At 54.6% G+C, this 25,171-nt stretch carries 22 protein-coding genes; 4 read left to right on the top strand and 18 right to left on the bottom strand.

The features are described from left to right. Positions 1-26: 26 nt before the first annotated feature. The 3 genes from menF to GBC03_12990 form a co-directional block, all read right to left on the bottom strand. Complete coding sequence (gene menF, locus GBC03_13000) at positions 27-1,325, bottom strand: isochorismate synthase MenF (GenBank protein QFS71058.1); 1,299 nt, start codon at positions 1,323-1,325, stop codon at positions 27-29. Between the two features lie 97 nt (positions 1,326-1,422). After that, positions 1,423-1,728, bottom strand: coding sequence for a stress response protein ElaB (gene elaB, locus GBC03_12995; protein QFS71057.1), 306 nt, complete (start codon positions 1,726-1,728; stop codon positions 1,423-1,425). Between the two features lie 54 nt (positions 1,729-1,782). Then, positions 1,783-2,244 carry a GNAT family N-acetyltransferase gene (locus tag GBC03_12990; GenBank protein ID QFS71056.1) on the bottom strand — a complete coding sequence of 154 codons (462 nt, stop codon included), beginning with the start codon at positions 2,242-2,244 and terminating at the stop codon, positions 1,783-1,785. A 66-nt stretch (positions 2,245-2,310) separates the two neighbouring features. Here GBC03_12990 and rbn point away from each other — a divergent pair, with 66 nt between their 5' ends. Further along, positions 2,311-3,228, top strand: coding sequence for a ribonuclease BN (gene rbn, locus GBC03_12985; protein QFS71055.1), 918 nt, complete (start codon positions 2,311-2,313; stop codon positions 3,226-3,228). A gap of 63 nt (positions 3,229-3,291) precedes the next feature. Then, positions 3,292-4,296 carry a response regulator gene (locus tag GBC03_12980; GenBank protein ID QFS71054.1) on the top strand — a complete coding sequence of 335 codons (1,005 nt, stop codon included), beginning with the start codon at positions 3,292-3,294 and terminating at the stop codon, positions 4,294-4,296. 117 nt (positions 4,297-4,413) lie between these two features. Here GBC03_12980 and GBC03_12975 read toward each other — a convergent pair whose 3' ends face one another. From GBC03_12975 to lrhA, 15 genes are all read right to left on the bottom strand, one after another. Continuing rightward, positions 4,414-5,004, bottom strand: coding sequence for a hypothetical protein (locus GBC03_12975; protein QFS71053.1), 591 nt, complete (start codon positions 5,002-5,004; stop codon positions 4,414-4,416). Between the two features lie 334 nt (positions 5,005-5,338). Then, a complete protein-coding gene (nuoN, locus tag GBC03_12970; GenBank protein ID QFS71052.1) occupies positions 5,339-6,796 on the bottom strand; it encodes an NADH-quinone oxidoreductase subunit NuoN in 1,458 nt (485 codons plus the stop codon). Positions 6,797-6,802: 6 nt separating this feature from the next. Next, positions 6,803-8,332 (bottom strand): NADH-quinone oxidoreductase subunit M, encoded by a 1,530-nt coding sequence (gene nuoM / locus GBC03_12965; GenBank protein QFS71051.1) that lies wholly within the window; start codon positions 8,330-8,332, stop codon positions 6,803-6,805. A gap of 162 nt (positions 8,333-8,494) precedes the next feature. Continuing rightward, a complete protein-coding gene (gene nuoL, locus GBC03_12960) occupies positions 8,495-10,336 on the bottom strand; it encodes an NADH-quinone oxidoreductase subunit L (GenBank protein QFS71050.1) in 1,842 nt (613 codons plus the stop codon). After that, positions 10,333-10,635, bottom strand: coding sequence for an NADH-quinone oxidoreductase subunit NuoK (nuoK, locus tag GBC03_12955; protein QFS71049.1), 303 nt, complete (start codon positions 10,633-10,635; stop codon positions 10,333-10,335). Before nuoK ends, nuoL begins: the two co-directional genes overlap by 4 nt. Beyond that, positions 10,632-11,186, bottom strand: coding sequence for an NADH-quinone oxidoreductase subunit J (nuoJ, locus tag GBC03_12950; protein ID QFS71048.1), 555 nt, complete (start codon positions 11,184-11,186; stop codon positions 10,632-10,634). Before nuoJ ends, nuoK begins: the two co-directional genes overlap by 4 nt. An 11-nt stretch (positions 11,187-11,197) precedes the next feature. Further along, positions 11,198-11,740 (bottom strand): NADH-quinone oxidoreductase subunit NuoI, encoded by a 543-nt coding sequence (nuoI, locus tag GBC03_12945; GenBank protein QFS71047.1) that lies wholly within the window; start codon positions 11,738-11,740, stop codon positions 11,198-11,200. 14 nt (positions 11,741-11,754) lie between these two features. Further along, entirely contained in the window at positions 11,755-12,732 is a 978-nt protein-coding gene (gene nuoH / locus GBC03_12940) for an NADH-quinone oxidoreductase subunit NuoH (GenBank protein QFS71046.1), read from the bottom strand. Continuing rightward, the gene (gene nuoG / locus GBC03_12935) at positions 12,729-15,455 is read right to left on the bottom strand and encodes an NADH-quinone oxidoreductase subunit NuoG (GenBank protein ID QFS71045.1); all 2,727 of its coding nucleotides are present in this window, start codon (positions 15,453-15,455) and stop codon (positions 12,729-12,731) included. The genes nuoH and nuoG overlap by 4 nt, the downstream gene beginning before the upstream one ends. Positions 15,456-15,639: 184 nt before the next feature. Further along, positions 15,640-16,977 (bottom strand): NADH-quinone oxidoreductase subunit NuoF, encoded by a 1,338-nt coding sequence (gene nuoF, locus GBC03_12930; GenBank protein QFS71044.1) that lies wholly within the window; start codon positions 16,975-16,977, stop codon positions 15,640-15,642. After that, positions 16,974-17,474 carry an NADH-quinone oxidoreductase subunit NuoE gene (gene nuoE, locus GBC03_12925; protein ID QFS71043.1) on the bottom strand — a complete coding sequence of 167 codons (501 nt, stop codon included), beginning with the start codon at positions 17,472-17,474 and terminating at the stop codon, positions 16,974-16,976. Before nuoE ends, nuoF begins: the two co-directional genes overlap by 4 nt. 2 nt (positions 17,475-17,476) lie before the next feature. After that, the gene (nuoC, locus tag GBC03_12920; GenBank protein ID QFS71042.1) at positions 17,477-19,279 is read right to left on the bottom strand and encodes an NADH-quinone oxidoreductase subunit C/D; all 1,803 of its coding nucleotides are present in this window, start codon (positions 19,277-19,279) and stop codon (positions 17,477-17,479) included. Positions 19,280-19,367: 88 nt separating this feature from the next. Beyond that, positions 19,368-20,030 (bottom strand): NADH-quinone oxidoreductase subunit B, encoded by a 663-nt coding sequence (locus GBC03_12915; GenBank protein ID QFS71041.1) that lies wholly within the window; start codon positions 20,028-20,030, stop codon positions 19,368-19,370. 15 nt (positions 20,031-20,045) lie between these two features. Further along, positions 20,046-20,489 carry an NADH-quinone oxidoreductase subunit NuoA gene (gene nuoA, locus GBC03_12910; GenBank protein QFS71040.1) on the bottom strand — a complete coding sequence of 148 codons (444 nt, stop codon included), beginning with the start codon at positions 20,487-20,489 and terminating at the stop codon, positions 20,046-20,048. A 629-nt stretch (positions 20,490-21,118) separates the two neighbouring features. Further along, the gene (gene lrhA / locus GBC03_12905; GenBank protein ID QFS71039.1) at positions 21,119-22,057 is read right to left on the bottom strand and encodes a transcriptional regulator LrhA; all 939 of its coding nucleotides are present in this window, start codon (positions 22,055-22,057) and stop codon (positions 21,119-21,121) included. Positions 22,058-22,983: 926 nt separating this feature from the next. Between lrhA and GBC03_12900 the strand changes: the two genes are divergently transcribed. Further along, the gene (locus tag GBC03_12900; protein ID QFS71038.1) at positions 22,984-24,201 is read left to right on the top strand and encodes an aminotransferase class I/II-fold pyridoxal phosphate-dependent enzyme; all 1,218 of its coding nucleotides are present in this window, start codon (positions 22,984-22,986) and stop codon (positions 24,199-24,201) included. Between the two features lie 355 nt (positions 24,202-24,556). Further along, a complete protein-coding gene (locus GBC03_12895) occupies positions 24,557-25,156 on the top strand; it encodes a 5'-deoxynucleotidase (GenBank protein QFS71037.1) in 600 nt (199 codons plus the stop codon). Positions 25,157-25,171: the final 15 nt, after the last annotated feature.

Raw genomic sequence — 25,171 nt, 5'->3', positions numbered from 1 at the left:
GATATGAGTCGGGAATATGTGACTCATTATCCATCCATCTGTAACAAAGATCGCAGGCCGGCGGCTTTATTGTCGATTTCCTGCCACTCCTGCTCAGGATCTGACCCGCGAACAATACCCGCGCCGGCATACAGTCGAACCACGTTACCGCTGATTTTCGCCGACCGCAGCGAGACACAAAATTCGCTTTGCTGTAATGACAGATAGCCCGCCGACCCGGCGTACCATTCCCGCGCAAAGGGTTCATGTTGTTGAATAAATGCCCGCGCCCGCTCGCGGGGGATCCCAGCGACGGCCGCCGTCGGCTGCAACTGCAGTAAACACAACGTGTCGTCCGCCTGATTCAGCGCCGTCCAGATGCAACGTCGCAGGTGCTGCACTTTTCGCAACCGCAGCACCTGCGGTGGCAAAACGTCCAGTGAGTGAGTGTAGTCCTGCAGGCGCTGACAAATATCCTCGACTACCAGCATATTTTCGCGCTGGTTTTTGTCGTCCTTCATCAGCCATTCGCCCAGTTGCCAGGCCTTATAATCATCAGGATGATTCGCCACCGTACCGGCGAGCGCTTCGGTGCGTAGCGCGGTATCACGACGACGCCAGAGACGTTCCGGAGACGAGCCAAGGAACGCGCGCTCGGCGCAAAAAGCCATGTAAAAATGGTAGCAGTTCAGATTCAAACGGCGACTCGAGGCCATAACGGCAGCGGCATTCACCGGGCGAGAAAATAGCAGGTCGCTGGCGCGCGCCAGCACCACTTTATCCAGTTCACCGTCGGCAATCGTCTGAGTGGCCTGCTCAATCAGGTTTATCCAGCCCGCTTTTTCAGGCCAGTGCTGTTCACCCGTTTTGCTCAGACGTAGCGTCGGCAACGGTTTTACGCTCGCCAGCGAAGCCAGGAAGGTCAGCGCCCGGTCAGCATCCTCGCGCAGAGAAACATCGCTCCACAGATGCAGACGCAGCACCGCTACGCCCGCACAGCGCCGCCACTCAAGTCGCGGTAACACGAGATTGCCCTGCTGAGGGTCGAACGCGTTTAACCCCCAGATACGCAGGTCGGTTTGCTGCGGATGTTGGCGAAGAAAGCGTTGCGCCTCATCAAGCGAGGAAAAAAGGGCAACGACACCCAGCACCGCGGCCTCTTCATCGCCATTGCGCTGCTGCCAGTAAAATTGCGGATAAATGGACTGACTTGCCAGCCAGCTTAACGCATCAAAGGCGTCATTGAGGGGGAAAGGAACATCGAGAACCCGAATGCCTGGTGCCGCCGGGATCGCCTGCGACAAAAGATGCGTCAGACCTTCCAGCGCAGTAGTGAGTGAATGCACGCGGACCTCTCCCTGTTAAAAACCTCACATTATACGGGGTACTGCGGAAAAAAAGCAGTACCCCAGTTTAGGGAGGAAATGCGATCCCGGTTACAGGTTAGCGCCGTGCCAGCAGTAAACCGAGCACCAGTCCGACCGTTGCGCCCACACCAATCCCCTGCCAGGGCTTTTCGTGTACATAATCATCCGCACGATAAACCGCCTGCCTGGCGCGATAATAGTAGCTATCTGAAGCCTGGCTTACGCGTTTTTTGACCTCATCCAGCGCCTGTTCCGCCCGCGCTTTCAGCTCGATGTACTTTTGATCGGCAGGATCCCCTGAGGAACGCAGCACCTCTTCCAGCGTTTCACTCAGCAACGTCAGGTCGTCATCAATACGCGAATCACCAAATTGATAAGACATTCTCGTTCTCCATGTTAGTAAAACCTGCCCCTAACTATAGACAATGACTCAGGATCACGCCCGAATCGCTTCGCGCGCCATCCCCACATGAGGGATGCCATCTTCATCGTACACGTCAGTGACCGGCGTAAAACCAAATCGCGCATAGAATTCCTGCAAATGCGCCTGTGCGCCCAGATACAGCGCCTTCTCCGGCCAGCGTCGTTGGCAGGATGCCAGCGCCTGCGCCATCAGGTTTTGACCCAGTTTTTCACCACGTAACGCTTCACTGACGATCACCCGTCCAATCACTACGGGTTCAAGATCTTCAGCACTTTTCAGAATCCTCGCATACGCCACCAGTTCGCCATCATGCCAACCGAGGATATGACGGTTATCACCCACCAGGTCGTCACCGTCCACATCAAGATAGGGGCAGTTCTGCTCCACGACAAACACCGCGCAGCGCAGTTTTAACAGCGCATAGAGTTGAGGGACGGTTAATTCCGAATGATGCAGGTCTTGCCAGGTAATCATCGTGCGCTCCTTTTTCCGTAAACGATTTATACTAGCCAGATTATTTTTCAAAAGTGTAATGAAATAATGGAATTTCTCTTTTTAGGCACCTCGGCTGGCGTTCCCACGCGGGCACGTAACGTGACGGCCATTTTGCTGCATCATCAGCACCCGACGCAGCCCGCTCTGTGGCTGTTTGACTGTGGTGAAGGCACACAACATCAGATGTTGAGCACGGCACATCATCCCGGCAAGATTGAACGGATTTTCATCAGCCATCTGCACGGCGATCATCTGTTCGGTTTACCGGGATTATTGTGCAGCCGTTCGATGGCGGGCAATGCTCACCCGCTGACGCTTTACGGCCCGAAGGGACTGCGTGAGTTTACTGAAACCGCGCTGCGCCTGAGCGGCTCCTGGACCGACTATCCGCTGGAAATCGTCGAAATCACCGCCGGGGAAATTCTTGATGACGGGCTGCGAAAAGTGACGGCTTACCCGCTTGAACACCCGCTGGAATGCTACGGCTACCGCGTTGAAGAGCATGATAAACCCGGCGCGCTGAACGCCAGGGCGCTGAAAGCCGCAGGAGTGAAAGCCGGGCCCTGGTTTCAGGATCTGAAAGCCGGCAAAACGGTTACGCTGGAAGACGGCAGCGTGATACGCGGTGCGGATTTTCTTGCCCCGGCGACGCCCGGTAAAGCGGTTGCGATTTTTGGCGACACCGCGCCCTGTGCATCCTCGCTTGCGCTGGCGAAAGGGGTTGATGTGATGATTCACGAAACCACGCTGGATGCGTCTATGGAAGAAAAGGCCAACAGCCGTGGACACAGTTCTACCCGCCAGGCGGCGCTGTTGGCTCGGGAGGCCGAGGTCGGGAAACTCATCATGACGCACGTCAGTTCTCGCTATGACGCCGCAGGCTGCCAGCGACTGCTGGCAGAGTGTCAGGCAATCTTTCCTGCCACGGAACTTGCCGACGATTTCGCCGTTTTCACGGTTTAGTGCTCCATTTTTCGCCCTCAGTGCCGATAACAGTAAAAACGCTGTATTCACACTGAGGGCAGAATGGATAATTTCCAGAAAGATATCGATGACAGGGCGAATCTGACCCTGTCCAACCGCTTTGAGCTGCTGCTGTTTCGCCTGGGAAACTCCCTGCACGAACAGAAGTCCGAGCTGTTTGGCATTAACGTGTTTAAATTGCGCGAAATTGTACCCATGCCTGCCTTTACCCGTCCGGCGGGGATGAAGGCCCCCCTGCTGGGAATGGTCAACATTCGCGATCAGGTTATTCCGGTCATTGACCTCCCGGCCGTTGCCGGCTGCAAACCGGAGAATGGGCTCAACATTCTGCTGATCACCGAATACGCCCGTAGCGTGCAGGCCTTCGCCGTCGAGTCAGTGGAAAACATTATGCGCCTGGACTGGAAGCAGGTACACACCGCAGAGAAAGCGGTGAACGGCCGCTATATCACCAGTATCGCCTGTCTGGATGAGGACAAAGAGACCAACAACCTGGCGCTGGTGCTCGACGTTGAGCAGATCCTGTATGACATCGTGCCGTCGAATCACGACCTGCGCGCAACGGAACTGAAAACCAATAAGTTCAACATCACTCCCGGTGCCGTCGCCATTGTCGCGGAAGATTCCCGCGTGGCCCGCGCGATGCTGGAGAAAGCGCTGACGGCAATGGAGATTCCCCACCAGATGCACGTCACCGGTAAAGATGCGTGGGACAAAATCCAGCAGTTGACGCAGGAAGCGGAGGCGGAAGGCAAAGCGATCAGCGAGAAGATCGCACTGGTGCTAACCGATCTTGAAATGCCGGAGATGGATGGTTTCACCCTCACCCGGAAAATCAAAACCGACGAGCGGCTGAAGAAGATCCCGGTGGTGATTCACTCTTCTCTCTCCGGCAGCGCCAACGAAGATCACGTCCGCAAAGTTAAAGCCGATGGCTACGTGGCAAAGTTTGAGGTCAATGAACTGTCATCCGTTATTCAGGAAGTGATGGACCGTGCGGCGCAAAACGTCAGCGGCCCGCTGGTCAGCCGTCAGCTGATTGCCTGAGGTTCGCTTAAGATGTTTTGAGTGCACGGAATACTGAGTATTGAAAGACGAACGGCCCTCTCTTCAGGCCGTTTCTCTTTTGCGCCAGGCTGGCACGCTGGAGTCTTTATTTATACCCTACCGCAGCCCCCCTGGGCGGTCACGAATGCAGGGTTTCCCGACAAAAACAGCGTTCCAGCTTTGGCTTAATTGAGCGAATTCGCTCGGGCTAAGATATTCCCGTTCTGCCAACGCCATCATCCGAAACAACAGCGCCCGTATAGCCGCTGACCACAGAGGCGTCAGATATTCTTCTGTCTCTCCGTCCTCCTCAACCCGGATAAAGGCCGCAGAGCCTTGAGTTTCGCGGACATGCTGGCGGAAGAGTTCCTGTACCAGCATAAAACCACGTCCGACAGGAGAGACCTCCTTGTCATCACGCCCAGGCCATCCCAGCGTTAATTCTTCGTTTTCATCATCATACTCAGTTCTTGGCGAGGGCAAACGACGATTCCAGTTTTTCCAGGCCAGTTGCCAGAGTTGTTGCGCATCCGCTGGCAGGTTTGTCTGTAGTAGCGCAGCCCGCTCTGTGTCTATACATTTGATATCTTGCAGTAGCGTCACTATTGCTTCCCCTGCCATGCCAAACAGCACACCGCAGGAAAGTGCTTCGATCAGCTCAATTTTACTGGCGCGCCAGTAGCCAGGGTTAGCGACCAACCCAGACATGTCGCCCATCCTGATGACACGAACACGCCATAAACGACCAGGCCAGTGCCTGGCCGTTACAATCACCGAGGAGATCGTTTGATCCACAACCATCCACGGTGGACCACGGTGCGCATTTTTAATCTTATTACCAACAATAAGATTCTGGTGCTCATCTGCACCTGTAAACCAATAGCCAATGGATGAAGTTGATGAATGTGTAAAGAACATTTTTGCATCCTGTCACGTAGGCATCTGCGTTATACCATAACCGAATCACGCCTTACGTATTTCATCGTATGGAATTCGGCATAAAAAAACCCGCCGGAGCGGGTTTGTCGTTTCTGCTTTTCGCTTACATCAGCGGTGCGGCTAACTGCACGATGCTTATCAGCGGCTGCGGGTAGATACCCAGCACCAGCACCAGCAGCGCGGAGATCAGCACCACGATGCCGCCTGCGCTGTACTGCCAGTTAGACGGCGCATCACGGTTAAGCTGCTGCGGTGCGCTCAGGTACAGACTCACGGCAACGCGCAGGTAGTAGTACAAACCAATCGCGGAACCCACCACCACAGCGGCAACCAGCCACCACAGGTGCGCCTGCACACCGACTGCCAGCACGTAGAACTTACCGATAAAGCCCAGCGTCATCGGGATACCGGCCAGAGACAGCATCATCACCGTCATCACTGCCGCGAGGATCGGACGATGCCAGAACAGACCACGGTAGGAGAACAGAGAATCGGCATCCGGGCCACGGTACGGGCTGGACATCAGGCTGACTACGCCGAATGCGCCGAGGCTGCTGAACAGGTAACCGGCGAGGTAAACGCCGACCGCTTCCATTGACATCTCGCCGCTCTGCAAGGCAATCAGTGCCACCAGCAGGTAGCCGAGGTGAGAGATAGACGAGTAACCGAGCAGACGCTTGATGTTGGTCTGGCTCAGCGCCATCAGGTTACCGAAGATGATGGAGGCAAAGGCAATCACGCCCAACACCACGCGAACCGCTTCACTGTTGCCAACCGGCGCGTACAGGAACAGACGCATCACCACACCGAAGATAGCGATTTTGCTCGCCGTCGCCAGGAAGGTGGAAACCGGAGCCGGAGCGCCCTGGTACACGTCTGGCGTCCAGAGGTGGAACGGAACCAGCGAGAGTTTAAAGCCCAGTCCCACAATCATCATCCCGAAGCCTGCCAGCAGCAGCGGCTCGTTCAGCATACCGTCGCCGAGGCTCTTACCAAGCGCAACAAACGACAGGTTGCCAGACTGCGCGTACACCAGCGCCATACCGAACAGCAGGAATGAAGAGGCGGCGGCAGACAGGATGGTGTATTTGATACTGGCTTCAAGCGATCGTTTCTGACGGAACGCATAACCCACCAGGCCGAACAGCGGCAGGGAGATAAGCTCGATACCGAGGAACAGCGCCGCCAGATGATTCGCGTTCGCCAGCAGAATACCGCCCAGCGCGGCAATCAGCACCAGCAGGTAGAACTCTTCCCGGTTGTCGTCATAGCCTTCCAGCCACGGGTAGGCAAAGGTACAGGTCGCCAGACTCGCCAGCAGAACCAGTCCGGTATAGAGCATCGCGAAACCGTCAACCCGCATCAGCGGGGTGACATCCATCGCGCCAGCCTGGCCAACAAACCAGAGCGAAACCAGCGCGGCGTTAAGCCCAATGACCGACAGCGTGGCATTGAGGAAGTGATTGCGTCGCCACGCAATGGAGAGCATCACAACCACCACCGTCAAGCCGACGATCAGCAGCGGTAGCAGCGCAATCAGGTGTTGTGGAGTTATTGTCATGGCGATTTACGGCCTTGTAGTAGTAACGGAATTAACAAACCACTGCTGGATGTTGCTCATCGCAGAATGCGAGGTATCCAGAATCGGCTGCGGATAGAAGCCAAGCAGTACCAGAAGCACGACCAGCAACAGGATGATAAACAGCTCACGCAGCGACATCCCTGGCAGTTCTTGTTTTGCAATCTGGCTCTTTGCTTTACCGAAGTAAGCGCGATGCAGCATCGCCAGCGAGTAAACAGAGGCAAACACCAGACCAAAGGTCGAAATCACGGTGATGACCGGAACCACCTGGTAGCTGCCGAACAGGATCATGAATTCGCCAACGAAGTTACCGGTACCTGGCATACCCAGCGTCGCCACCGCGAAGAACATAGACAGTGCAGGCAACCATTTCATTTTGCCCCACAAACCGCCCATCATGCGCATGTCGCGAGTGTGCAGACGTTCGTACAACTGACCACACAGAATGAACAGACCCGCCGCGGACAGGCCGTGCGCGATCATCTGAATCACCGCCCCCTGATATGCCAGTTGGCTGCCGGTGTAGATGGCAATCAGCACGAAGCCCATGTGTGAAACCGAGGTGTAGGCGATCAGACGTTTGATGTCGTACTGCGTGAACGCCATCCACGCACCGTAGAAGATACCGATGACACCCAGCCACATCGCGATAGGCGCGAATTCCGCCGACGCGTTCGGGAACAGCGGCAGGGAGAAGCGGAGCAGACCGTAAGCGGCGGTTTTCAGCAAAATACCGGCGAGGTCAACGGAACCCGCGGTCGGGGCCTGGGAGTGCGCATCCGGCAGCCAGCCGTGCAGCGGAACCACCGGCATTTTCACCGCAAACGCGATGAAGAAGCCCAGCATCAGCAGATACTCGACGCCGTGCGACATCGGGGTTTTCAGCAGGTCTTCATAGTTGAAGGTCCACACGCCGGTCGCATTGTGGTGAACGAACACCAGCGCCAGGATGGCAATCAGCATCACCAGACCACTCGCCTGGGTGTAAATGAAGAACTTGGTTGCCGCCGTGATACGCGTTTTACCGTCAGACGCCTTATGGCCCCACAACGCGATCAGGAAGTACATCGGCACCAACATCATTTCCCAGAAGAAGAAGAACAGGAACATGTCGATGGCAAGGAACACACCGATAACGCCGCCGAGGATCCACATCAGGTTCAGGTGGAAAAAGCCCTGATATTTTTCGATTTCTCGCCAGGAGCACAGTACCGCCAGAACGCCGAGCAGGCCGGTTAGCACCACCATCAGCAGCGACAAGCCGTCGATTGCCAGATGAATTGAGATGCCAAAGCGCGGGATCCACGGCAGGACAAATTCAGACTGCCACTGCGGAATGCCAGAAGATTGCGTCAGCGAATAGCCGCCCTGTAGCCACAGTTGCAGGCCAAGCGCGAGCGTCAGTCCCATGGTTACCAGCGCTATCCAGCGCGGCACCTTCACGCCAAAGCGTTCGGTCTGCCAGCACAGAAAGCCACCGATAAAGGGGATTAGTATCAACCAGGGTAATAACATGGTGATCTTTATTCCTTGTAAAAGTCCTCTAAAGGACCTGATTTTCAACGAATTTCGAAAATTCTTTTGGGTACTGTCGGATGGCGCTAGCGCTTATCCGACCTACGTTTCGTAGGCCCGGTAAGCCCTGCGCCACCGGGCAAAACACCCCAATCCTCAAACTCAACGCAATACCATCAGCAGTGCCAGCACCACGACGGCGCCAATGCTCATTGACGCGACATACCAGCGCAGATAACCGTTCTCGCTGAACAGCAGACCTTTACCTGCGAAGCGGGAAAGAATTGCCGGTACGTTCATCAGCGCATTAAGCGGATCGCGTTTAAGCAGCCAGGCGACGCCAAGGAATGGCTTAACGAACACTTTGTCGTACAGCCAGTCGAAGCCCCAGGCGTTATACCACCAGGTCCCCAGCAGACGGCCAGGCGCACTGTTGGCAATCGACGTCACAAGCGTACGTTTACCCAGCCACAGCCATGCAGCAATCAGGATGCCCGCAATCGCCACCACGCCAGAGGTAATTTCCAGGGTCATCACGCGGCCATGCTCAAGTTCTGTTGTCTGCGGCAATACCCCCTGCAGCGGCGGTACAATCAGCGCGCCAATGAAGGTGGACAGAATCATCAGGACAATCAACGGCAGGTGGTGAGTAATCCCCTTCCCTGCATGAGCGTGAATTTGTTCTTTACCGTGGAACACGATGAAAATCATACGGAAGGTATACAGGGAGGTCATGAATGCACCGACCAGACCTGCCACCATCAGATTGATATGACCATTTGCCATGGCCCCCGCCAGAATCTCATCCTTACTGAAGAAGCCAGCAGTAATCAATGGCAGTGCCGACAGCGCCGCGCCCCCCACCAGGAAGCAGAGATAAACCAGCGGAATGGACTTACGCAGGCCGCCCATCTTGAAGATGTTCTGTTCGTGATGGCAGGCCAGAATGACGGAACCGGACGCCAGGAACAGCAGCGCTTTAAAGAAGGCGTGCGTCATCAGGTGGAAAATCGCCGCATCCCATGCCTGAACGCCCAGCGCCAGGAACATGTAGCCTATCTGGCTCATGGTGGAATAGGCGAGTACGCGTTTGATGTCGGTCTGTACCAGGGCAGCAAACCCTGCCATCACCAGCGTCACCGCACCAACGATACCCACCAGATGCAGAATTTCCGGGGTCATCAGGAACAGGCCGTGGGTACGGGCAATCAGGTAGACACCGGCGGTGACCATCGTTGCGGCGTGGATCAACGCGGAAACAGGCGTCGGGCCCGCCATCGCGTCAGCCAGCCATGTCTGCAACGGCAGCTGTGCCGATTTACCGACCGCGCCACCCAGCAGCATCAGCGTCGCCCACGTCAGCATATTGTTGCCTGCGGCGAAGTGTGCCGGCGCCAGTTCCACCATCTCGCGGAAGTTCAGGGTGCCCAGTTCGTTGTACAGAATGAACAGTGCGAAGGCGAGGAACACGTCACCCACACGGGTCACGACAAACGCTTTCATGGCCGCCGCGCCATTCTTCGGATCGGTGTAGTAGAAACCGATCAGCAGATAGGAGCACAGACCCACCCCTTCCCAGCCGAGGTACATCAACAGCAGGTTATCGGCCAGCACCAGAACAACCATGCTGGCGATAAACAGGTTGGTGTAGGCGAAGAAGCGGGAATACCCCTCTTCACCGCGCATGTACCAGGACGCGAACATGTGGATCAGGAAGCCAACACCGGTGACCACCGACAGCATGGTCAGCGACAGGCCGTCCAGTACCAGGTTAAAACCAATGTTGAAGTCACCGACAGACATCCACGTCCACAGCGGGACGCTAAACGCCTGCTTGCCGTTCGCGAAGAAGTCGACACCCACAAAGGCGGTGACCAGCGCCGCCAGACCGATGGAGCCCACGCCTACGGTGGCGGAGAGATTTTCTGACCAGCGTCCGCGAGAGAACGCCAGCAGGACAAAGCCAATCAATGGCAGAATGATGGTTAAGGCAAGCATGTTCATCCACGCATCTCACTTACTGAATCGATGTTCAGGTTCTGGCGACGGCGATGAAGTTGCAGCAACAGCGCAAGTCCAATACTCGCTTCGGCAGCCGCAAGGCTGATAGCGAGAATATACATCACCTGACCATCGGTCTGGCCCCAATAGCTACCGGCGACCACAAAGGCCAGCGCGGAAGCGTTGATCATGATTTCCAGACCGATCAGCATAAACAGCAGATTGCGGCGGATAACCAGACCGGTTAAGCCCAGAACGAATAAAATCGCAGCGAGGATCAGTCCATGTTGTAAGGGGATCATGCGTGCTCCTCCGTTTTTCTTTTCGCGCTGTCGTCTTTCCGGTTGTTCAGCACTTCGCCAGAGCGCTCTTCGCGACCGACGTGGAAGGCGACAACCAGCCCCGCCAGCAGCAGCATGGACGCCAGCTCAACCGCCAGTACATAAGGCCCGAACAGTGTAATACCCACCGCTTTCGCGCTGATTGGCGTACCGTCGATACCCTGGTCGTTAACACCCAAAATGGCGTACACAATCACCACCAGCATGATGGCCGACAGAATCGCCGGACCAATCCACACCTGCGGTTTCAGCCACTGGCGCTCCTGTTCGATTTCAGAACCGCCCAGGTTAAGCATCATCACCACGAACACGAACAGCACCATAATGGCGCCGGCATAAACGATAATTTCCAGCGCACCCGCGAAGTAAGCCCCCAGCGAGAAGAACACTCCAGAAATCGCCAGCAGCGAAATAATCAGGTACAGCAGCGCGTGCACCGGATTGGTATGGGTGATCACCCGCAAGGTAGCGAGAATGGCGACCAGGCCACAGATATAAAAAGCGAACTCCATTGCCCCTCTCCTTACGGTAACAGGCTCTTGACGTCGATAGGCTTAGCTTCGTTCTCTGCTTCGCCCTTATCTTTGCCGTCGATTGCCATACCTGCCATCCGGTAGAAGTTATATTCCGGATATTTACCCGGACCGGAGATCAGCAGATCCTCTTTCTCGTAAACCAGATCCTGGCGCTTGTACTCACCCAGTTCGAAATCTGGCGTAAGCTGAATCGCGGTTGTCGGACAGGCTTCTTCGCACAGACCGCAGAAAATGCAGCGTGAGAAGTTGATGCGGAAAAACTCCGGATACCAGCGACCGTCTTTGGTCTCCGCTTTTTGCAGAGAAATACAGCCTACCGGACACGCTACCGCACACAGGTTACAGGCAACGCAGCGCTCCTCGCCGTCCGGGTCGCGCGTCAGAACGATACGACCACGAAAACGGGGCGGTAGATAGACCGGCTCTTCCGGGTACATCTGCGTTTCGCGTTTCGCGAACGCGTGCAGGCCGATCATCCAGATACTGCGTACCTGGGTGCCGAAACCTACTAACAATTCTTTTAAGGTCATGGTCTTTGTGTCCCTTATTGCGCCTGCCAGAGAATGACAGCCGCCGTTACCAGCAAGTTGATGAGCGTCAGCGGCAGGCAGATCTTCCAGCCGAAGGACATTACCTGGTCATAACGAGGACGCGGTAACGACGCACGAATCAAAATGAACATCATCATGAAGAACGCGGTTTTCAGCGCGAACCAGATGAATGGCGGTAATAACGGGCCATGCCAGCCACCGAAGAACAAGGTAACCATCAGCGCAGAAATGGTGACGATACCGATGTACTCCCCCACAAAGAACAGACCGAACTTCATCCCGGAGTATTCAATGTGATAACCATCGGCCAGTTCCTGCTCGGCTTCCGGCTGGTCAAACGGGTGACGGTGACACACCGCCACGCCTGCGATAGCGAAGGTGACAAAACCAAAGAACTGCGGAATAACGTTCCAGATATCGGCCTGATTGTTGACGATGTCGGTCATGTTAAATGAACCGGCCTGCGCCACCACGCCCATCAGGGAAAGTCCGAGGAACACTTCGTAGCTGAGCGTCTGCGCAGACGCACGCATTGCACCCAACAGCGAGTATTTGTTGTTGCTCGACCAACCGGCGAACAGCACCGCATACACCGCCAGACCCGCCATCATCAGGAAGAACAGGATCCCGATGTTCAGATCCGCAACCACCCAACCCGGACTCACCGGCACGATGGCAAACGCCAACAGCAGCGAAGTAAAGGCAATCATTGGCGCAAGCGTAAAGATGACGCGATCCGAGAATTTCGGGATCCAGTCTTCTTTAAAGAACATCTTAATCATGTCCGCGACCAACTGGAGCGAACCGCCCCAGCCTACACGGTTCGGTCCGTAACGGTTCTGGAACAGCCCCAGCAGACGACGTTCGCCAAAGCTCATGAATGCCCCGCAGGTGACCACCACCAGCAGGATCACCACCGCTTTGAGGATGGTCAGCAGGATCTCAATCAGATCCGGTGTAATCCAACTCATTGTTGTGCCTCCTGCAGATCCTCAAGACGTGCGCCCGCCAGAACAGGGGCAATGCCCGGCATGCCCATCGGCAAACCGACCTGCCCTGCCGTCAACCCTTCAGCGATTTCAACCGGTAGCGTGACCGTATTGCCATCGTAGCTAAAGGAGACGCGGGTACCGGCATTCACGCCCAACTTCGCGGCATCGGCCGGGTTGAGTTTGATGTACGGTTGCGGCATGCGGCTCTGGAAGACCGGCGCGCGCTGAGACAATTCGTCGCTACCAAACAGATGGTAGTACGGCGCGATACGCCACTGTCCGTCCTGCGCCTGGAAGCTCGCCGGAACGGTCGTGAAATAATCCAGACCGCCTTCTGACGCTTCGATCAGACGCACACCCGGATCGCCATGACGCAGCTTACCGCCCACTTCATCCTGGAACTTGTTCCACGCCTGCGGGGAGTTCCAGCCCGGAGCCCAGGCAAATGGAATCTGTGAACGCGGCGCGGACGGCTGGTTGTTCCCTTCCATCGAGAAGGCAAACATCGTGTCTTTGTCCTGCGGCTGACGCGGTTCATGAACGCTGATGTTCGCGCGCATGGCTGTACGACCGCTGTAACGGTGCGGCTCACGCGCCAGTTTCTGTCCACGAATGCGGAAGGTGGCATCCGGCGCAGCGTCTTTAATGCCGGCCAGTTCAGGTATCGCGGCAACTACAGCGTCGATAACGTGGTCAAGCTGCGTCCAGTCCACTTCGCGGCTCTGCACGGTGCTGTGCAGCGAATGCAGCCAGCGCCAGCTTTCCAGCATAATGGTGTTGGCGTCGTAGTACGCCGGATCGTAAACCTGGAAGAAACGCTGAGCGCGGCCTTCGTTGTTGATGACCGTACCGTCGCTTTCGGCAAAGCTTGCCGCAGAAAGCACCAGGTGGGCGTTGTCCATGATCGCGGTGCGCTGATGGTCAACCACCATTACCAGCGGCGCTTTTGCCAGCGCGGCATTCACGCGCGTTGCCGACGCGTGACGATGCAGATCGTTTTCCAGCACTACCACCGCGTCTGCACGACCGGTTTCCAGTTCAGTCAACGCATCATCAAGTGAACCGCCACCCATAATGCCCAGGCCCATACTGTTAACAGAACGGGCAATCATCGTGATGCCGACGTCAGCCCCGCGACCTTTCAGCGCTTTCGCCACGTTGGCAGCCGCCTGAATCACTTCAGTGCTACCGGCGTTGGTGCCAGAAATAATCAGCGGTTTTTTCGCCCCGGCCAGCGCCTGAACGATCACGTCGATTTTGTTTTGCAAATCGCTGCTGATGCCGTCAACGGCTGGTGCCGTGTTGTCCAGCGCGTGGGCGATAGCGAAACCTAAGCGCGCCTGATCTTCAACCGGCGCACGGTAGGTCCAGGCAGCGATATCATCCAGACGCGTGTTGTCCACGTTGGTCACGAACAGCGGATGCTTCGCACGTTGGCCGATGTTGAGGATCGCCGCAATCTGCCAGTCAGCCACTTTCTGGGCTGCCGCCATTTCGCGTGCTTTGCCTTTTACCGCCTGACGCACGGCCAGCGCAACGCGAGCACCGGTCTGAGTGATGTCTTCGCCCAGCACCAGCACCGCATCGTAAGATTCGATATCACGCAGCGCAGGGGTATGCACTCCGCCCTCACGCAGCACTTTCAGTGCCAGTTGCAGACGTTCCTGCTCGGAATGTGCAATCCCGGTGTAGAAGTTTTCCGCTCCAACCAGTTCACGCAGCGCGAAGTTGCTCTCGACGCTGGCGCGCGGAGAACCGATGCCAATCACTTTCTTCGACTGACGCAGAATGTCTGCCGCGCCCTGCATCGCCTGCTCGGCGTTGAGGGTGATCAGGTCATCGCCACGACGCTGTACCGGCTGACGCGGACGGTCTTTCAGGTTCACGTAACCATAGCCAAAACGACCGCGGTCGCAGAGGAAGTAATGGTTAACGGTCCCATTGTAGCGGTTTTCGATACGACGCAGTTCGCCGTAGCGCTCGCCCGGGCTGGTGTTACAGCCGATGGAACACTGCTGGCAGATGCTCGGTGCAAACTGCATGTCCCATTTACGGTTATAACGCTCGGAGTGCGTTTTATCAGTGAAGACGCCGGTCGGGCAGATTTCCACCAGGTTGCCGGAGAACTCGCTTTCCAGCGTGCCATCTTCCGGGCGACCGAAGTAGACGTTATCGTGCGCGCCATACACGCCAAGATCGGTGCCGTCTGCATAATCTTTGTAGTAACGCACGCAGCGATAGCAGGCGATACAGCGGTTCATTTCGTGAGAGATGAACGGTCCGAGGTCCTGATTGCGGTGAGTACGCTTGGTGAAACGATAACGACGGAAACTGTGGCCGGTCATCACGGTCATATCCTGAAGATGACAGTTACCGCCCTCTTCACAGACCGGACAATCGTGCGGGTGGTTGGTCATTAACCACTCCACCACGCTTTCGCGGAACTGTTTCGCTTCTTCGTCGTCAATCGAAATAAACGTGCCTTCGGTGGCCGGTGTCATACAAGACATCACCAGGCGACCACGCGTGTCTTCCGCGTTTTGGTATTGCTTCACCGCACACTGGCGGCAAGCACCAACGCTTCCCAGCGCCGGATGCCAGCAAAAGTACGGAATATCAAGGCCGAGAGACAGACAAGCTTCCAGCAGGTTGTCCGCTCCGTTGACCTCATATTCTTTGCCGTCTACATGAATCGTAGCCATAGTCAGCATGCTTCCAGTTGGCTCAGTCAGAGACTGAGCGTTAATCGAATTTCTTTTCCGCTTTATCCTTCAAGCTACCTCGGCGTTGGCTTCCTTCGTTCACCCCAGTCACTTACATCAGTAAGCTCAGTGGATTCTCTCAGTCGCCGCCTTGACGTAGCTTGAATGCTTTCGCGTAAAACGTTTACCAGCGCTCTTTAAGCAGGTTCGGCTGAATACCACCAATCGCATGGGTATTACTGAACGACTGCTTGATGCCAGCTTCGAATTCTTCGCGGAAATATTTAATGGCGCTCTGTAGCGGCTCAACCGCACCCGGTGCGTGTGCACAGAAGGTTTTACCCGGACCGAGGAAACGACACAGTTGCTCAAGCGTCTCGATATCCCCCGGTTGACCTTCACCACGCTCCAGCGCACGCAGAATTTTTACGCTCCACGGCAGGCCGTCACGACATGGCGTACACCAACCGCATGATTCACGGGCGAAGAATTCTTCCAGGTTTCGCACCAGCCCCACCATGCCAATCTCGTGGTCAACCGCCATCGCCAGCGCCGTACCCAAACGGCTTCCGGCCTTACCAATGCTCTCAAATTCCATTGGCAAATCGAGGTGCGCTTCCGTCAGGAAATCGGTTCCCGCGCCGCCGGGCTGCCAGGCTTTGAACTTGAGCCCATCGCGCATACCGCCCGCGTAATCTTCGAGGATCTCACGCGCGGTGGTACCGAACGGCAGTTCCCACAGTCCCGGATTCTTCACGCGACCAGAGAAGCCCATCAGCTTGGTACCGGCATCTTTGCTCTTCGAAATGTTCTGATACCACTCCACGCCGTTATCAAGGATCGCCGGAACGTTACACAGCGTTTCCACGTTGTTGACGCAGGTCGGTTTACCCCATGCGCCAGAGGTCGCCGGGAACGGCGGCTTCGAGCGCGGGTTAGCGCGACGGCCTTCGAGGGAGTTGATAAGCGCAGTCTCTTCACCGCAGATGTAACGCCCTGCCCCGGTATGGACAAACAGTTCGAAGTCAAAACCGGTGCCCATAATGTTTTTGCCAAGCAGACCGGCTTCGGTCGCTTCCGCAATCGCACGGCGCAGATTCACGGCGGCTTCAATGTATTCACCGCGCAGGAAGATGTAACCCCGGTACGCTTTCAGCGCAAACGCGGAGATCAACATGCCTTCTACCAACAGGTGCGGCAGTTGTTCCATCAGCAAACGGTCTTTATAGGTGCCCGGCTCCATTTCATCGGCGTTACACAGCAGGTAACGGATGTTCATGGATTCGTCTTTTGGCATCAGGCTCCACTTAAGCCCCGTGGAAAAGCCCGCGCCGCCGCGCCCTTTCAGGCCAGCGTCTTTTACCTGGTTGACAATCTCGTCCGGCGACAGACCGGTCAGCGCCTTACGCGCACCTTCGTAGCCGTTCTTGCTACGGTATTCGTCCAGCCAGACGGGCTGTTTGTCATCACGCAGCCGCCAGGTCAGCGGATGCGTTTCGGGAGTACGGATAATGTCTTTCATTTATACCGCTCCAGCAGTTCAGGAATGCCTTCCGGGGTCAGGTGAGCGTGAGTATCCTCATCGATCATCATGTTCGGCCCTTTATCGCAGTTCCCCAGGCAGCAGGTCGGCAGCAGCGTAAAGCGACCGTCGAAGGTCGTCTGCCCCGGCTTGATGTTGAGCTTTTTCTCCAGCGCAGCCTGAATCCCCTGGTAACCGTTGATATGGCATACCACGCTATCGCAATAGCGGATCACATGGCGACCCACCGGCTGGCGGAAGATTTGGCTGTAGAACGTCGCAACACCTTCGACATCGCTGGCCGGGATCCCCAGCACATCGGCGATCGCGTGGATAGCACCGTCCGGCACCCAGCCGCGCTGCTTCTGAACGATCTTCAGCGCTTCAATGGACGCCGCACGCGGGTCTTCGTAGTGGTGCTTCTCGTGCTCAATGGCTTCACGCTCTGCCGCACTCAGCTCAAAAGCCTCGGTTTGTGGTTGTTGATTCTCGTGCATAATTAGCGGTCCACATCTGACATAACAAAATCGATACTACCCAGATGGACGATCAGGTCGGACACCAGGCTGCCACGTACTGCCACCGGGATCTGCTGCAGATGCGCATAGCTCGGGGTACGAATACGGGTACGATAACTCATGGTGCTGCCATCACTGGTCAGGTAGTAACTGTTGATACCCTTGGTCGCTTCCACCATCTGGAAGGACTCGTTCGCCGGCATGACCGGGCCCCACGACACTTGCAGGAAGTGGGTGATCAGGGTTTCGATATGTTGCAGCGTGCGCTCTTTCGGCGGCGGCGTCGTCAGCGGGTGATCCGCTTTGAACGGGCCTTCCGGCATGTTGTTGAGGCACTGCTCAAGGATGCGCAGACTCTGACGCAACTCTTCAACTTTCAGCATTACGCGGGTGTAGCAGTCGGAAACCCCGCCGCCAACCGGCACTTCAAAGTCAAAGTTTTCATAGCCAGAGTAAGGGCGCGCTTTACGCACGTCGAAATCAATACCGGTCGCACGCAGCGCCGCGCCGGTGCAACCCCAGTCCAGCGCTTCTTTCTTACCGTAAGCGGCAACGCCCTGCGAACGCCCTTTCAGAATGGTGTTTTGCAGTGCGGCTTTCTCGTAAGAAGCCAGACGCTTCGGCATCCAGTCGAGGAACTCACGCAGCAGTTTGTCCCAACCGCGCGGCAGGTCATGCGCCACGCCGCCGATACGGAACCAGGCCGGGTGCATACGGTAGCCGGTGACCGCTTCCACGATGTCGTAGATTTTCTGGCGATCGGTAAAGGCAAAGAAGACCGGCGTCATGGCGCCGACGTCCTGAATAAACGTCGAGATATACAGCAGGTGACTGTTAATGCGGAACAGTTCGGAGAGCATCACCCGGATAACGTTAACGCGTTCCGGTACGGTAATGCCCGCCAGTTTTTCCACTGCCAGCACGTACGGCATCTCGTTAACGCAGCCGCCGAGGTATTCGATACGGTCGGTATACGGAATATAGCTGTGCCAGGACTGACGTTCACCCATCTTTTCAGCACCACGGTGGTGGTAGCCGATGTCAGGCACGCAGTCGACAATTTCTTCGCCATCAAGCTGAAGCACAATACGGAATGCACCGTGAGAGGACGGGTGGTTCGGGCCGAGGTTGAGGAACATGAAGTCCTCGTTTTCGGTTCCGCGCTGCATACCCCAGTCTTCCGGTTTGAAAGTCAGCGCTTCCATTTCCAGATCCTGTTTCGCTTTAGTCAGCTCAAACGGATCGAATTCGGTGGCACGCGCCGGGTAGTCTTTACGTAGCGGGTGGCCCTGCCAGGTATGTGGCATCAGCAGGCGCGTCAGGTGCGGGTGACCTTCAATATCAATGCCAAACATTTCCCAGGTTTCACGCTCATACCAGTTGGCGTTCGGGAACAGTTTGGTGAAGGTCGGCACGCGCAGATCGTTTTCTGACAATGCCACCTTGAGCATGATATCGCGATTGCGCTCAATGGAAATCAGGTGGTAGAAAACGGAAAAATCCGCGGCGGGTAACCCTTCGCGGTGTGTGCGCAGACGTTCGTCCATGCCGTGTAAGTCAAACAGCATGACGTAAGGTTTCGGCAATCTCTTTAAGAAATCGCCCACTTCCAGTAATTGTTCACGCTTGACCCAAACAACGGGTACCCCGGTGCGAGTCGCCTGAACGGTAAAGGCATCCGGCCCAAAACGGTTGCGCAGTTCGCCGATGACCGGGTCATCAAGGTGATCCCGGGTCTGCCATGCGGCATCTTGCGCGGTTAAGTCGGTCATATTGTTCACCATTGCAAATGGTCCGTGGTGACTGTCGACAGAGCTTCGCTGAATTTATGTAGTGATGGGCGAAGAAAATGCTGCTGCCGACAGGCGCAAATTAAATCTCGTCTGGTGTACGCAGATTCGTTACTGCAATGCGTTCGCCGCGTTTACGCTCGCGCTCTGACTGCATGTTGGCGCGATAAACGCCCTGATCGCCAACCACCCAGGAGAGCGGACGACGTTCTTTGCCAATGGAATCCTGCAACAGCATTAACGCCTGCATGTACGCTTCCGGACGCGGCGGGCAACCCGGGATGTAAACATCCACAGGGATAAACTTATCAACGCCCTGCACTACCGAATAAATATCGTACATACCGCCGGAGTTGGCACACGCGCCCATGGAAATCACCCATTTCGGCTCCAGCATCTGGTCGTAGAGACGCTGGATGACCGGCGCCATTTTGGTAAAGCAGGTCCCCGCCACCACCATCAGGTCGGCCTGACGCGGTGAAGCACGCAGAACTTCCGCACCAAAGCGCGCCACGTCATGCACGGCGGTGAACGAGGTCACCATCTCAACGTAGCAGCAGGAAAGGCCGAAGTTATAAGGCCAGATTGAGTTTTTGCGACCCCAGTTAACCATGTCATGCAGTTTGCCCATGAACACGTTTTTGTTAACTTCCTGTTCCAGGGGGTCGGTTACGATCTCCTGCTTTTGCAGGGGGTAACGGTCGTTCTCACCGTTAGGATCTATGCGGGTGAGCGTATAATCCATCTTAATGCCTCGCGGTTAGCGTTGACGATTAGCGATACTGTTCGTTTCCGGGTTCATACGCTCGCGGCGTGAACGCGCGGGCGTCCAGTCCAGCGCGCCAATACGCACCAGATAAACCAGACCTGCCAGTAACACAAAAATAAAAATTGCAGCTTCCACAAAGCCAACCCAGCCGCTTTCACGGATAGAGGTCGACCATGCGAACAGATACAGCGCTTCAACGTCGAAGATAACGAAGAACATGGCTACCAGATAAAACTTGGCAGACAGGCGTAAGCGGGCGGTGCCGACCGAGTCGATACCTGATTCAAACGGGGTGTTTTTTGACCTCGCGCGTGCGCGACCGCCTAAAAACCAACCGCCGATAAGCATCAGGCAGCACAGGCCAATGGCAACAATAAGAAAGATAGCGAATGCCCAGTGATGAGCGATGACTTCAGTGGATGTTGACATACTCATTGCTTACTCATCAAAAGTAGCGCCAAATTCTCTGCTCTTTTCGGCAGATGAACGCCACATCGATTCATGGGGAGGAATAAAAAAAACCTTACAATCGCTGCAAAAAATGTTTTAGACAGCCAATTGATGGGGTTTTTTACTCCTTTCTATAACCTTTTGTCAACTTTGACAAAAGTTTCCTCACATTAATTTACATGATAACAACACCCTTAACATTTAATGCGCTTTAGCACCGTGTTGATCGGTTCACAGGCTAAAAAGGGATGTTGTTGAATCGTGTCCGTTGTGAAGTAAGTAGGAAAAATCGCGCCTATTTTGACAGGAATTGATCCAAAAGCCTTCCCCTAAAAAGGAGTATTTTCTTGATCTGTGACACGCTTTTGTTAATCCACCCCAAAAAACAGCAACAATTTCTCTCGTTTTTTAACATGAGAGCGTTGAGTTGCGAATTTTGCTTATTTTTTACGCGTTTTTTTATCGCAACGTCTACTCGCTGATTTATGAGGATTTTTACCTTTTCCCACCCGTCCGTTAAGGATATTAGTACAAAAAAAGAACCACTGGATGTTTTTTAATCACCAGTGGCTCTTTTTTACACTTACATTTTTTAATGACTTTTTTGTGATCCGTTACTCATAGTCTCCTTCGACCAGCACGGAATCATCTCCCCCTTCCGGGGTAATCGGACTGTACTGCCACGGATTCTGCCAGGTATCCATCGCCTGATAGATGACCTGCGCCAGATCGTTCTTCGACGCCGGGTCACGGCAGAGCAGGTATTCGGTGTCCGGCAACGGGGGTAATCCGTCAACTGCCCCCAGCACGCGCAGGTCCGGGCTCATCATTTCTACCGGGCGCGCCGTCACGCCGAGACCGGCCTTCACCGCCGCGCGTACCGCCGGCAGTGTCGACGCGACATAAGCCAGTCGCCAGGGGATATTCGCCGCATTCAGGGTGGCAAGGACCACATCACGGAACGGACTGGGATCGTCCAATAACACCAGCGGAACCGGTTCGCCCTTTTGCAGCACATACTCTGCGGCACAGTACCAGTGCGTCGGTGAGGTACGCAGCGTCAGGCTTTCAAACGATCCTGGACGATTGGTGGTGACGATCAGATCCACCTCTTGCGATTTCAGCATGTCGAGCATGAAGGCATTTCGCTTCACCCTGACATCCAGCGCAAGTTTCGGATAAACCGAACTAATGCGATTCAGAAGAAAAGGCAGTATCGTATCGGCGGATTCATCAGAAGCCCCGATAGTTAATACTCCCTGAAGATTGCTGAACATCAATGATGAGCAAGCCTCATCATTGAAACGTAAAATTTTTCTGGCGTAACCCAGAAGCTGAATGCCGTGTTCAGTCAACAGTTTGTTACGACCGTGACGAGCGAAGAGTTCTTTTCCCACGAGCTGCTCGAGGCGCTGCATCTGTTGGCTCACCGCAGACTGAGTACGACACACCGCTGCAGCCGCTGCTGCAAATGTGTTCAGATCGGCAACAGCAACAAATGTTCTCAGCAGATCGAGGTCGAGGTTAATTATCGGACGATTTGCATTTATCATAATTTTTCACTTACTGGCGGCTCATACTGAGCTTGTTAATGCTGTGCATACAAAATCAAGCAATTCCCTTTGTAATGCGCTTCCTTAGCAGAGTCACCCGCTGACAGCAGGTGAAAGTAAATAGGTATATCATGAGACTGGCGAAATGCTACTCCCTTTCTTACGTAATAATACCTTACGCGATCACTCAGGTTATTTCGTTAAGAACGGGCTGACCTATTAAAGTGTATGCAGATTTCTGCCATTGTCTGGATGTAAAAGTGTAAATGTAAAGAATGGAACTGAGCATACATCAACGAGAAATAAGCATACATGGCAGTAAGTTAGCCGCAAAACCCCATTCGGGATATTAACAAATCACGCGACCACATGTCATTTCCTCATGCGTATCTTAACCTAAAACCTTTTTATTTATAAGCCTTAATACGAATAATCTGATGCAAAGTTTTGTTATGTTTCTCAAACCAGGCTGCTATTATTCCCGACTTACGTAAAGCCTTTTTAATTATTAAATAATAATTAATGAGATCCAAGGTCATTCATAAATCCTGCTTAACATTAGATTTACACCATCAGGGTTCCCGTACATCCCGATAACACAGCCGACAGTTAATCTTTCAGTATTTACGAATTATTAAATGACGTAAGCGTTACCCCGAAATTTCACGAGCGCAGAACCTTTTCCCGGCAAGAGAATACGCCAACCATAAGCAAAAACTCTGAAATATCATGCTAAAAAACACAACAACAGCTATTTTTGACTCTGAAAAACCGCTGAAAACCAGTCGATAACAGCACAATAGCGCTTAACCATTCAGCAAAATCTTCTTCTGCAAAGCCTTCAAAACGCCCCGCCGTGGGAGTACATTGTTTCAAACTGACTTCCACGGCAGGAAGTGGTGATAACAGCATAAAGGTCAAGATTCATGTCCCCCATTGAGAAATCCAGCAAATTAGATAACGTCTGTTATGACATCCGCGGTCCTGTTCTGAAGGAAGCGAAACGCCTTGAAGAAGAAGGCAATAAAGTCCTGAAACTGAACATTGGTAACCCCGCCCCCTTTGGCTTTGATGCCCCCGATGAGATTCTGGTGGACGTCATTCGTAATTTGCCTACCGCGCAGGGTTATTCCGATTCGAAAGGCCTCTATTCCGCACGTAAAGCCATCATGCAGCATTATCAGGCTCGTGGTATGCGTGACGTCACCGTCGAAGATATCTATATCGGCAATGGCGTTTCGGAACTGATTGTGCAGGCAATGCAGGCATTGCTGAACAGTGGGGACGAAATGCTGGTGCCCGCGCCGGATTACCCGCTGTGGACGGCGGCCGTCGCGCTCTCCGGTGGGAATGCAGTGCATTATCTGTGTGATGAGTCGTCCGACTGGTTCCCGGACCTTGACGACATCCGCGCAAAAATCACGCCGCGTACCCGTGGGATCGTCATTATTAACCCAAACAACCCGACCGGTGCGGTCTATTCCAAAGAACTGTTGATGGAGATAGTCGAGATCGCGCGGCAGAATAACCTCATCATCTTTGCCGATGAGATCTACGATAAAATCCTGTATGACGACGCCGAGCACCATTCCATTGCCGCGATGGCGCCAGACCTGCTGACCATCACGTTTAACGGCCTGTCCAAAACCTATCGCGTGGCCGGATTCCGTCAGGGCTGGATGGTTCTCAACGGTCCGAAGAAGCATGCGAAAGGTTATATCGAAGGGCTGGAGATGCTGGCATCGATGCGTCTTTGTGCCAACGTGCCGGCGCAGCACGCGATTCAGACGGCGCTGGGCGGTTACCAAAGCATCAGTGAATTTATCATGCCCGGTGGACGTCTGTATGAGCAGCGCAACCGCGCCTGGGAATTGATCAACGATATTCCGGGCGTCTCCTGCGTGAAGCCGCGCGGTGCGCTGTATATGTTCCCGAAAATTGACGCCAAACGTTTCAATATTCACGACGACCAGAAAATGGTGCTCGATTTCCTGTTACAGGAAAAAGTCCTGCTGGTTCAGGGCACGGCGTTTAACTGGCCGTGGCCAGACCATGTGCGTATCGTCACCCTGCCCCGCATTGACGATATCGAAATGTCGCTGAGCAAATTTAGTCGTTTCCTGTCGGGATATCGGCAGTTGTAATCTGAAAATCAACCGCCAGAATACTCTACATAATTCGCGTTGCAGGACAAAAACACCATAGGTGTTTTTGAACAGCGTAAGCGCTGGCCCCGAAGGGGCGAGACCATTGGTCGAGTAACGCGGCGACGCAATGAATCCCCAGGAGCTTACACGAGTAAGTGACTGGGGTGAATGACAAATCTGTCAGGAACAGATTTGAACGTCGCGGAGCGACGGCCCGGAAGGGCGAGTCTCATGGATGAGACGAGTAACTCGAAAGCCAACGCACATGCAACGTGAAGTATGACGAGTATTTGCATCCGGCGGCCTTCTCTGCGCACAATGACCTCCAGGTTGTTATCATGAAAAGGTCACTATGAAGCAGAGTCATTTTTTTGCCCATCTCTCCCGCCTCAAACTCATTAACCGCTGGCCTTTAATGCGCAATGTGCGCACAGAAAACGTCTCTGAGCATAGCCTCCAGGTCGCGATGGTGGCCCATGCGCTGGCGGCAATCAAAAACCGGAAATTTGCCGGTCAGGTTAATGCCGAGCGCATTGCGTTACTGGCGATGTATCACGACGCTTCAGAAGTGCTGACCGGCGATCTGCCCACACCGGTGAAATATTTCAATTCGCAAATCGCCCAGGAATATAAGGCTATTGAGAAAATCGCTCAGCAGAAACTGGTCGATATGGTGCCCGATGAATTGCGGGATATTTTTGCGCCGCTGATTGATGAGCATGCATATAGCGAAGAAGAAAAATCAATTGTGAAACAGGCCGACGCGCTGTGTGCGTATCTGAAGTGTCTGGAAGAGTTGTCGGCGGGAAATAATGAATTCCTGCTGGCGAAGACGCGGCTGGAAAAAACGCTGGAATCACGCCGGAGCCCGGAGATGGACTATTTCATGGAGGTCTTTGTCCCCAGCTTCCACCTTTCTCTTGATGAAATTAGCCAGGATTCTCCGCTGTAATCGTTTGCCGGATGC

The organism is Citrobacter telavivensis (genome assembly GCA_009363175.1).
Classification (GTDB): Bacteria; Pseudomonadota; Gammaproteobacteria; order Enterobacterales; family Enterobacteriaceae; genus Citrobacter_A; species Citrobacter_A telavivensis.
Note: the sequence above shows the minus strand (reverse complement) of the source record. Positions and strands in the feature narration are given on the sequence as shown.

Excerpts from the sequence above, each read along its gene's own strand:
- nuoC (QFS71042.1), bottom strand. The coding sequence starts at position 19,279 with ATGGTGAACAATATGACCGACTTAACCGCGCAAGATGCCGCATGGCAG.
- nuoE (QFS71043.1), bottom strand. The coding sequence starts at position 17,474 with ATGCACGAGAATCAACAACCACAAACCGAGGCTTTTGAGCTGAGTGCG.
- GBC03_12915 (QFS71041.1), bottom strand. The coding sequence starts at position 20,030 with ATGGATTATACGCTCACCCGCATAGATCCTAACGGTGAGAACGACCGT.
- nuoM (QFS71051.1), bottom strand. The coding sequence starts at position 8,332 with ATGTTATTACCCTGGTTGATACTAATCCCCTTTATCGGTGGCTTTCTG.
- nuoJ (QFS71048.1), bottom strand. The coding sequence starts at position 11,186 with ATGGAGTTCGCTTTTTATATCTGTGGCCTGGTCGCCATTCTCGCTACC.
- GBC03_12900 (QFS71038.1), top strand. The coding sequence starts at position 22,984 with ATGTCCCCCATTGAGAAATCCAGCAAATTAGATAACGTCTGTTATGAC.
- nuoN (QFS71052.1), bottom strand. The coding sequence starts at position 6,796 with ATGACAATAACTCCACAACACCTGATTGCGCTGCTACCGCTGCTGATC.
- nuoH (QFS71046.1), bottom strand. The coding sequence starts at position 12,732 with ATGAGTTGGATTACACCGGATCTGATTGAGATCCTGCTGACCATCCTC.
- nuoA (QFS71040.1), bottom strand. The coding sequence starts at position 20,489 with ATGAGTATGTCAACATCCACTGAAGTCATCGCTCATCACTGGGCATTC.
- rbn (QFS71055.1), top strand. The coding sequence starts at position 2,311 with ATGGAATTTCTCTTTTTAGGCACCTCGGCTGGCGTTCCCACGCGGGCA.
- lrhA (QFS71039.1), bottom strand. The coding sequence starts at position 22,057 with ATGATAAATGCAAATCGTCCGATAATTAACCTCGACCTCGATCTGCTG.
- nuoF (QFS71044.1), bottom strand. The coding sequence starts at position 16,977 with ATGAAAGACATTATCCGTACTCCCGAAACGCATCCGCTGACCTGGCGG.
- nuoI (QFS71047.1), bottom strand. The coding sequence starts at position 11,740 with ATGACCTTAAAAGAATTGTTAGTAGGTTTCGGCACCCAGGTACGCAGT.
- GBC03_12975 (QFS71053.1), bottom strand. The coding sequence starts at position 5,004 with ATGTCTGGGTTGGTCGCTAACCCTGGCTACTGGCGCGCCAGTAAAATT.
- GBC03_12895 (QFS71037.1), top strand. The coding sequence starts at position 24,557 with ATGAAGCAGAGTCATTTTTTTGCCCATCTCTCCCGCCTCAAACTCATT.
- elaB (QFS71057.1), bottom strand. The coding sequence starts at position 1,728 with ATGTCTTATCAATTTGGTGATTCGCGTATTGATGACGACCTGACGTTG.
- nuoL (QFS71050.1), bottom strand. The coding sequence starts at position 10,336 with ATGAACATGCTTGCCTTAACCATCATTCTGCCATTGATTGGCTTTGTC.
- nuoG (QFS71045.1), bottom strand. The coding sequence starts at position 15,455 with ATGGCTACGATTCATGTAGACGGCAAAGAATATGAGGTCAACGGAGCG.
- GBC03_12990 (QFS71056.1), bottom strand. The coding sequence starts at position 2,244 with ATGATTACCTGGCAAGACCTGCATCATTCGGAATTAACCGTCCCTCAA.
- GBC03_12980 (QFS71054.1), top strand. The coding sequence starts at position 3,292 with ATGGATAATTTCCAGAAAGATATCGATGACAGGGCGAATCTGACCCTG.
- nuoK (QFS71049.1), bottom strand. The coding sequence starts at position 10,635 with ATGATCCCCTTACAACATGGACTGATCCTCGCTGCGATTTTATTCGTT.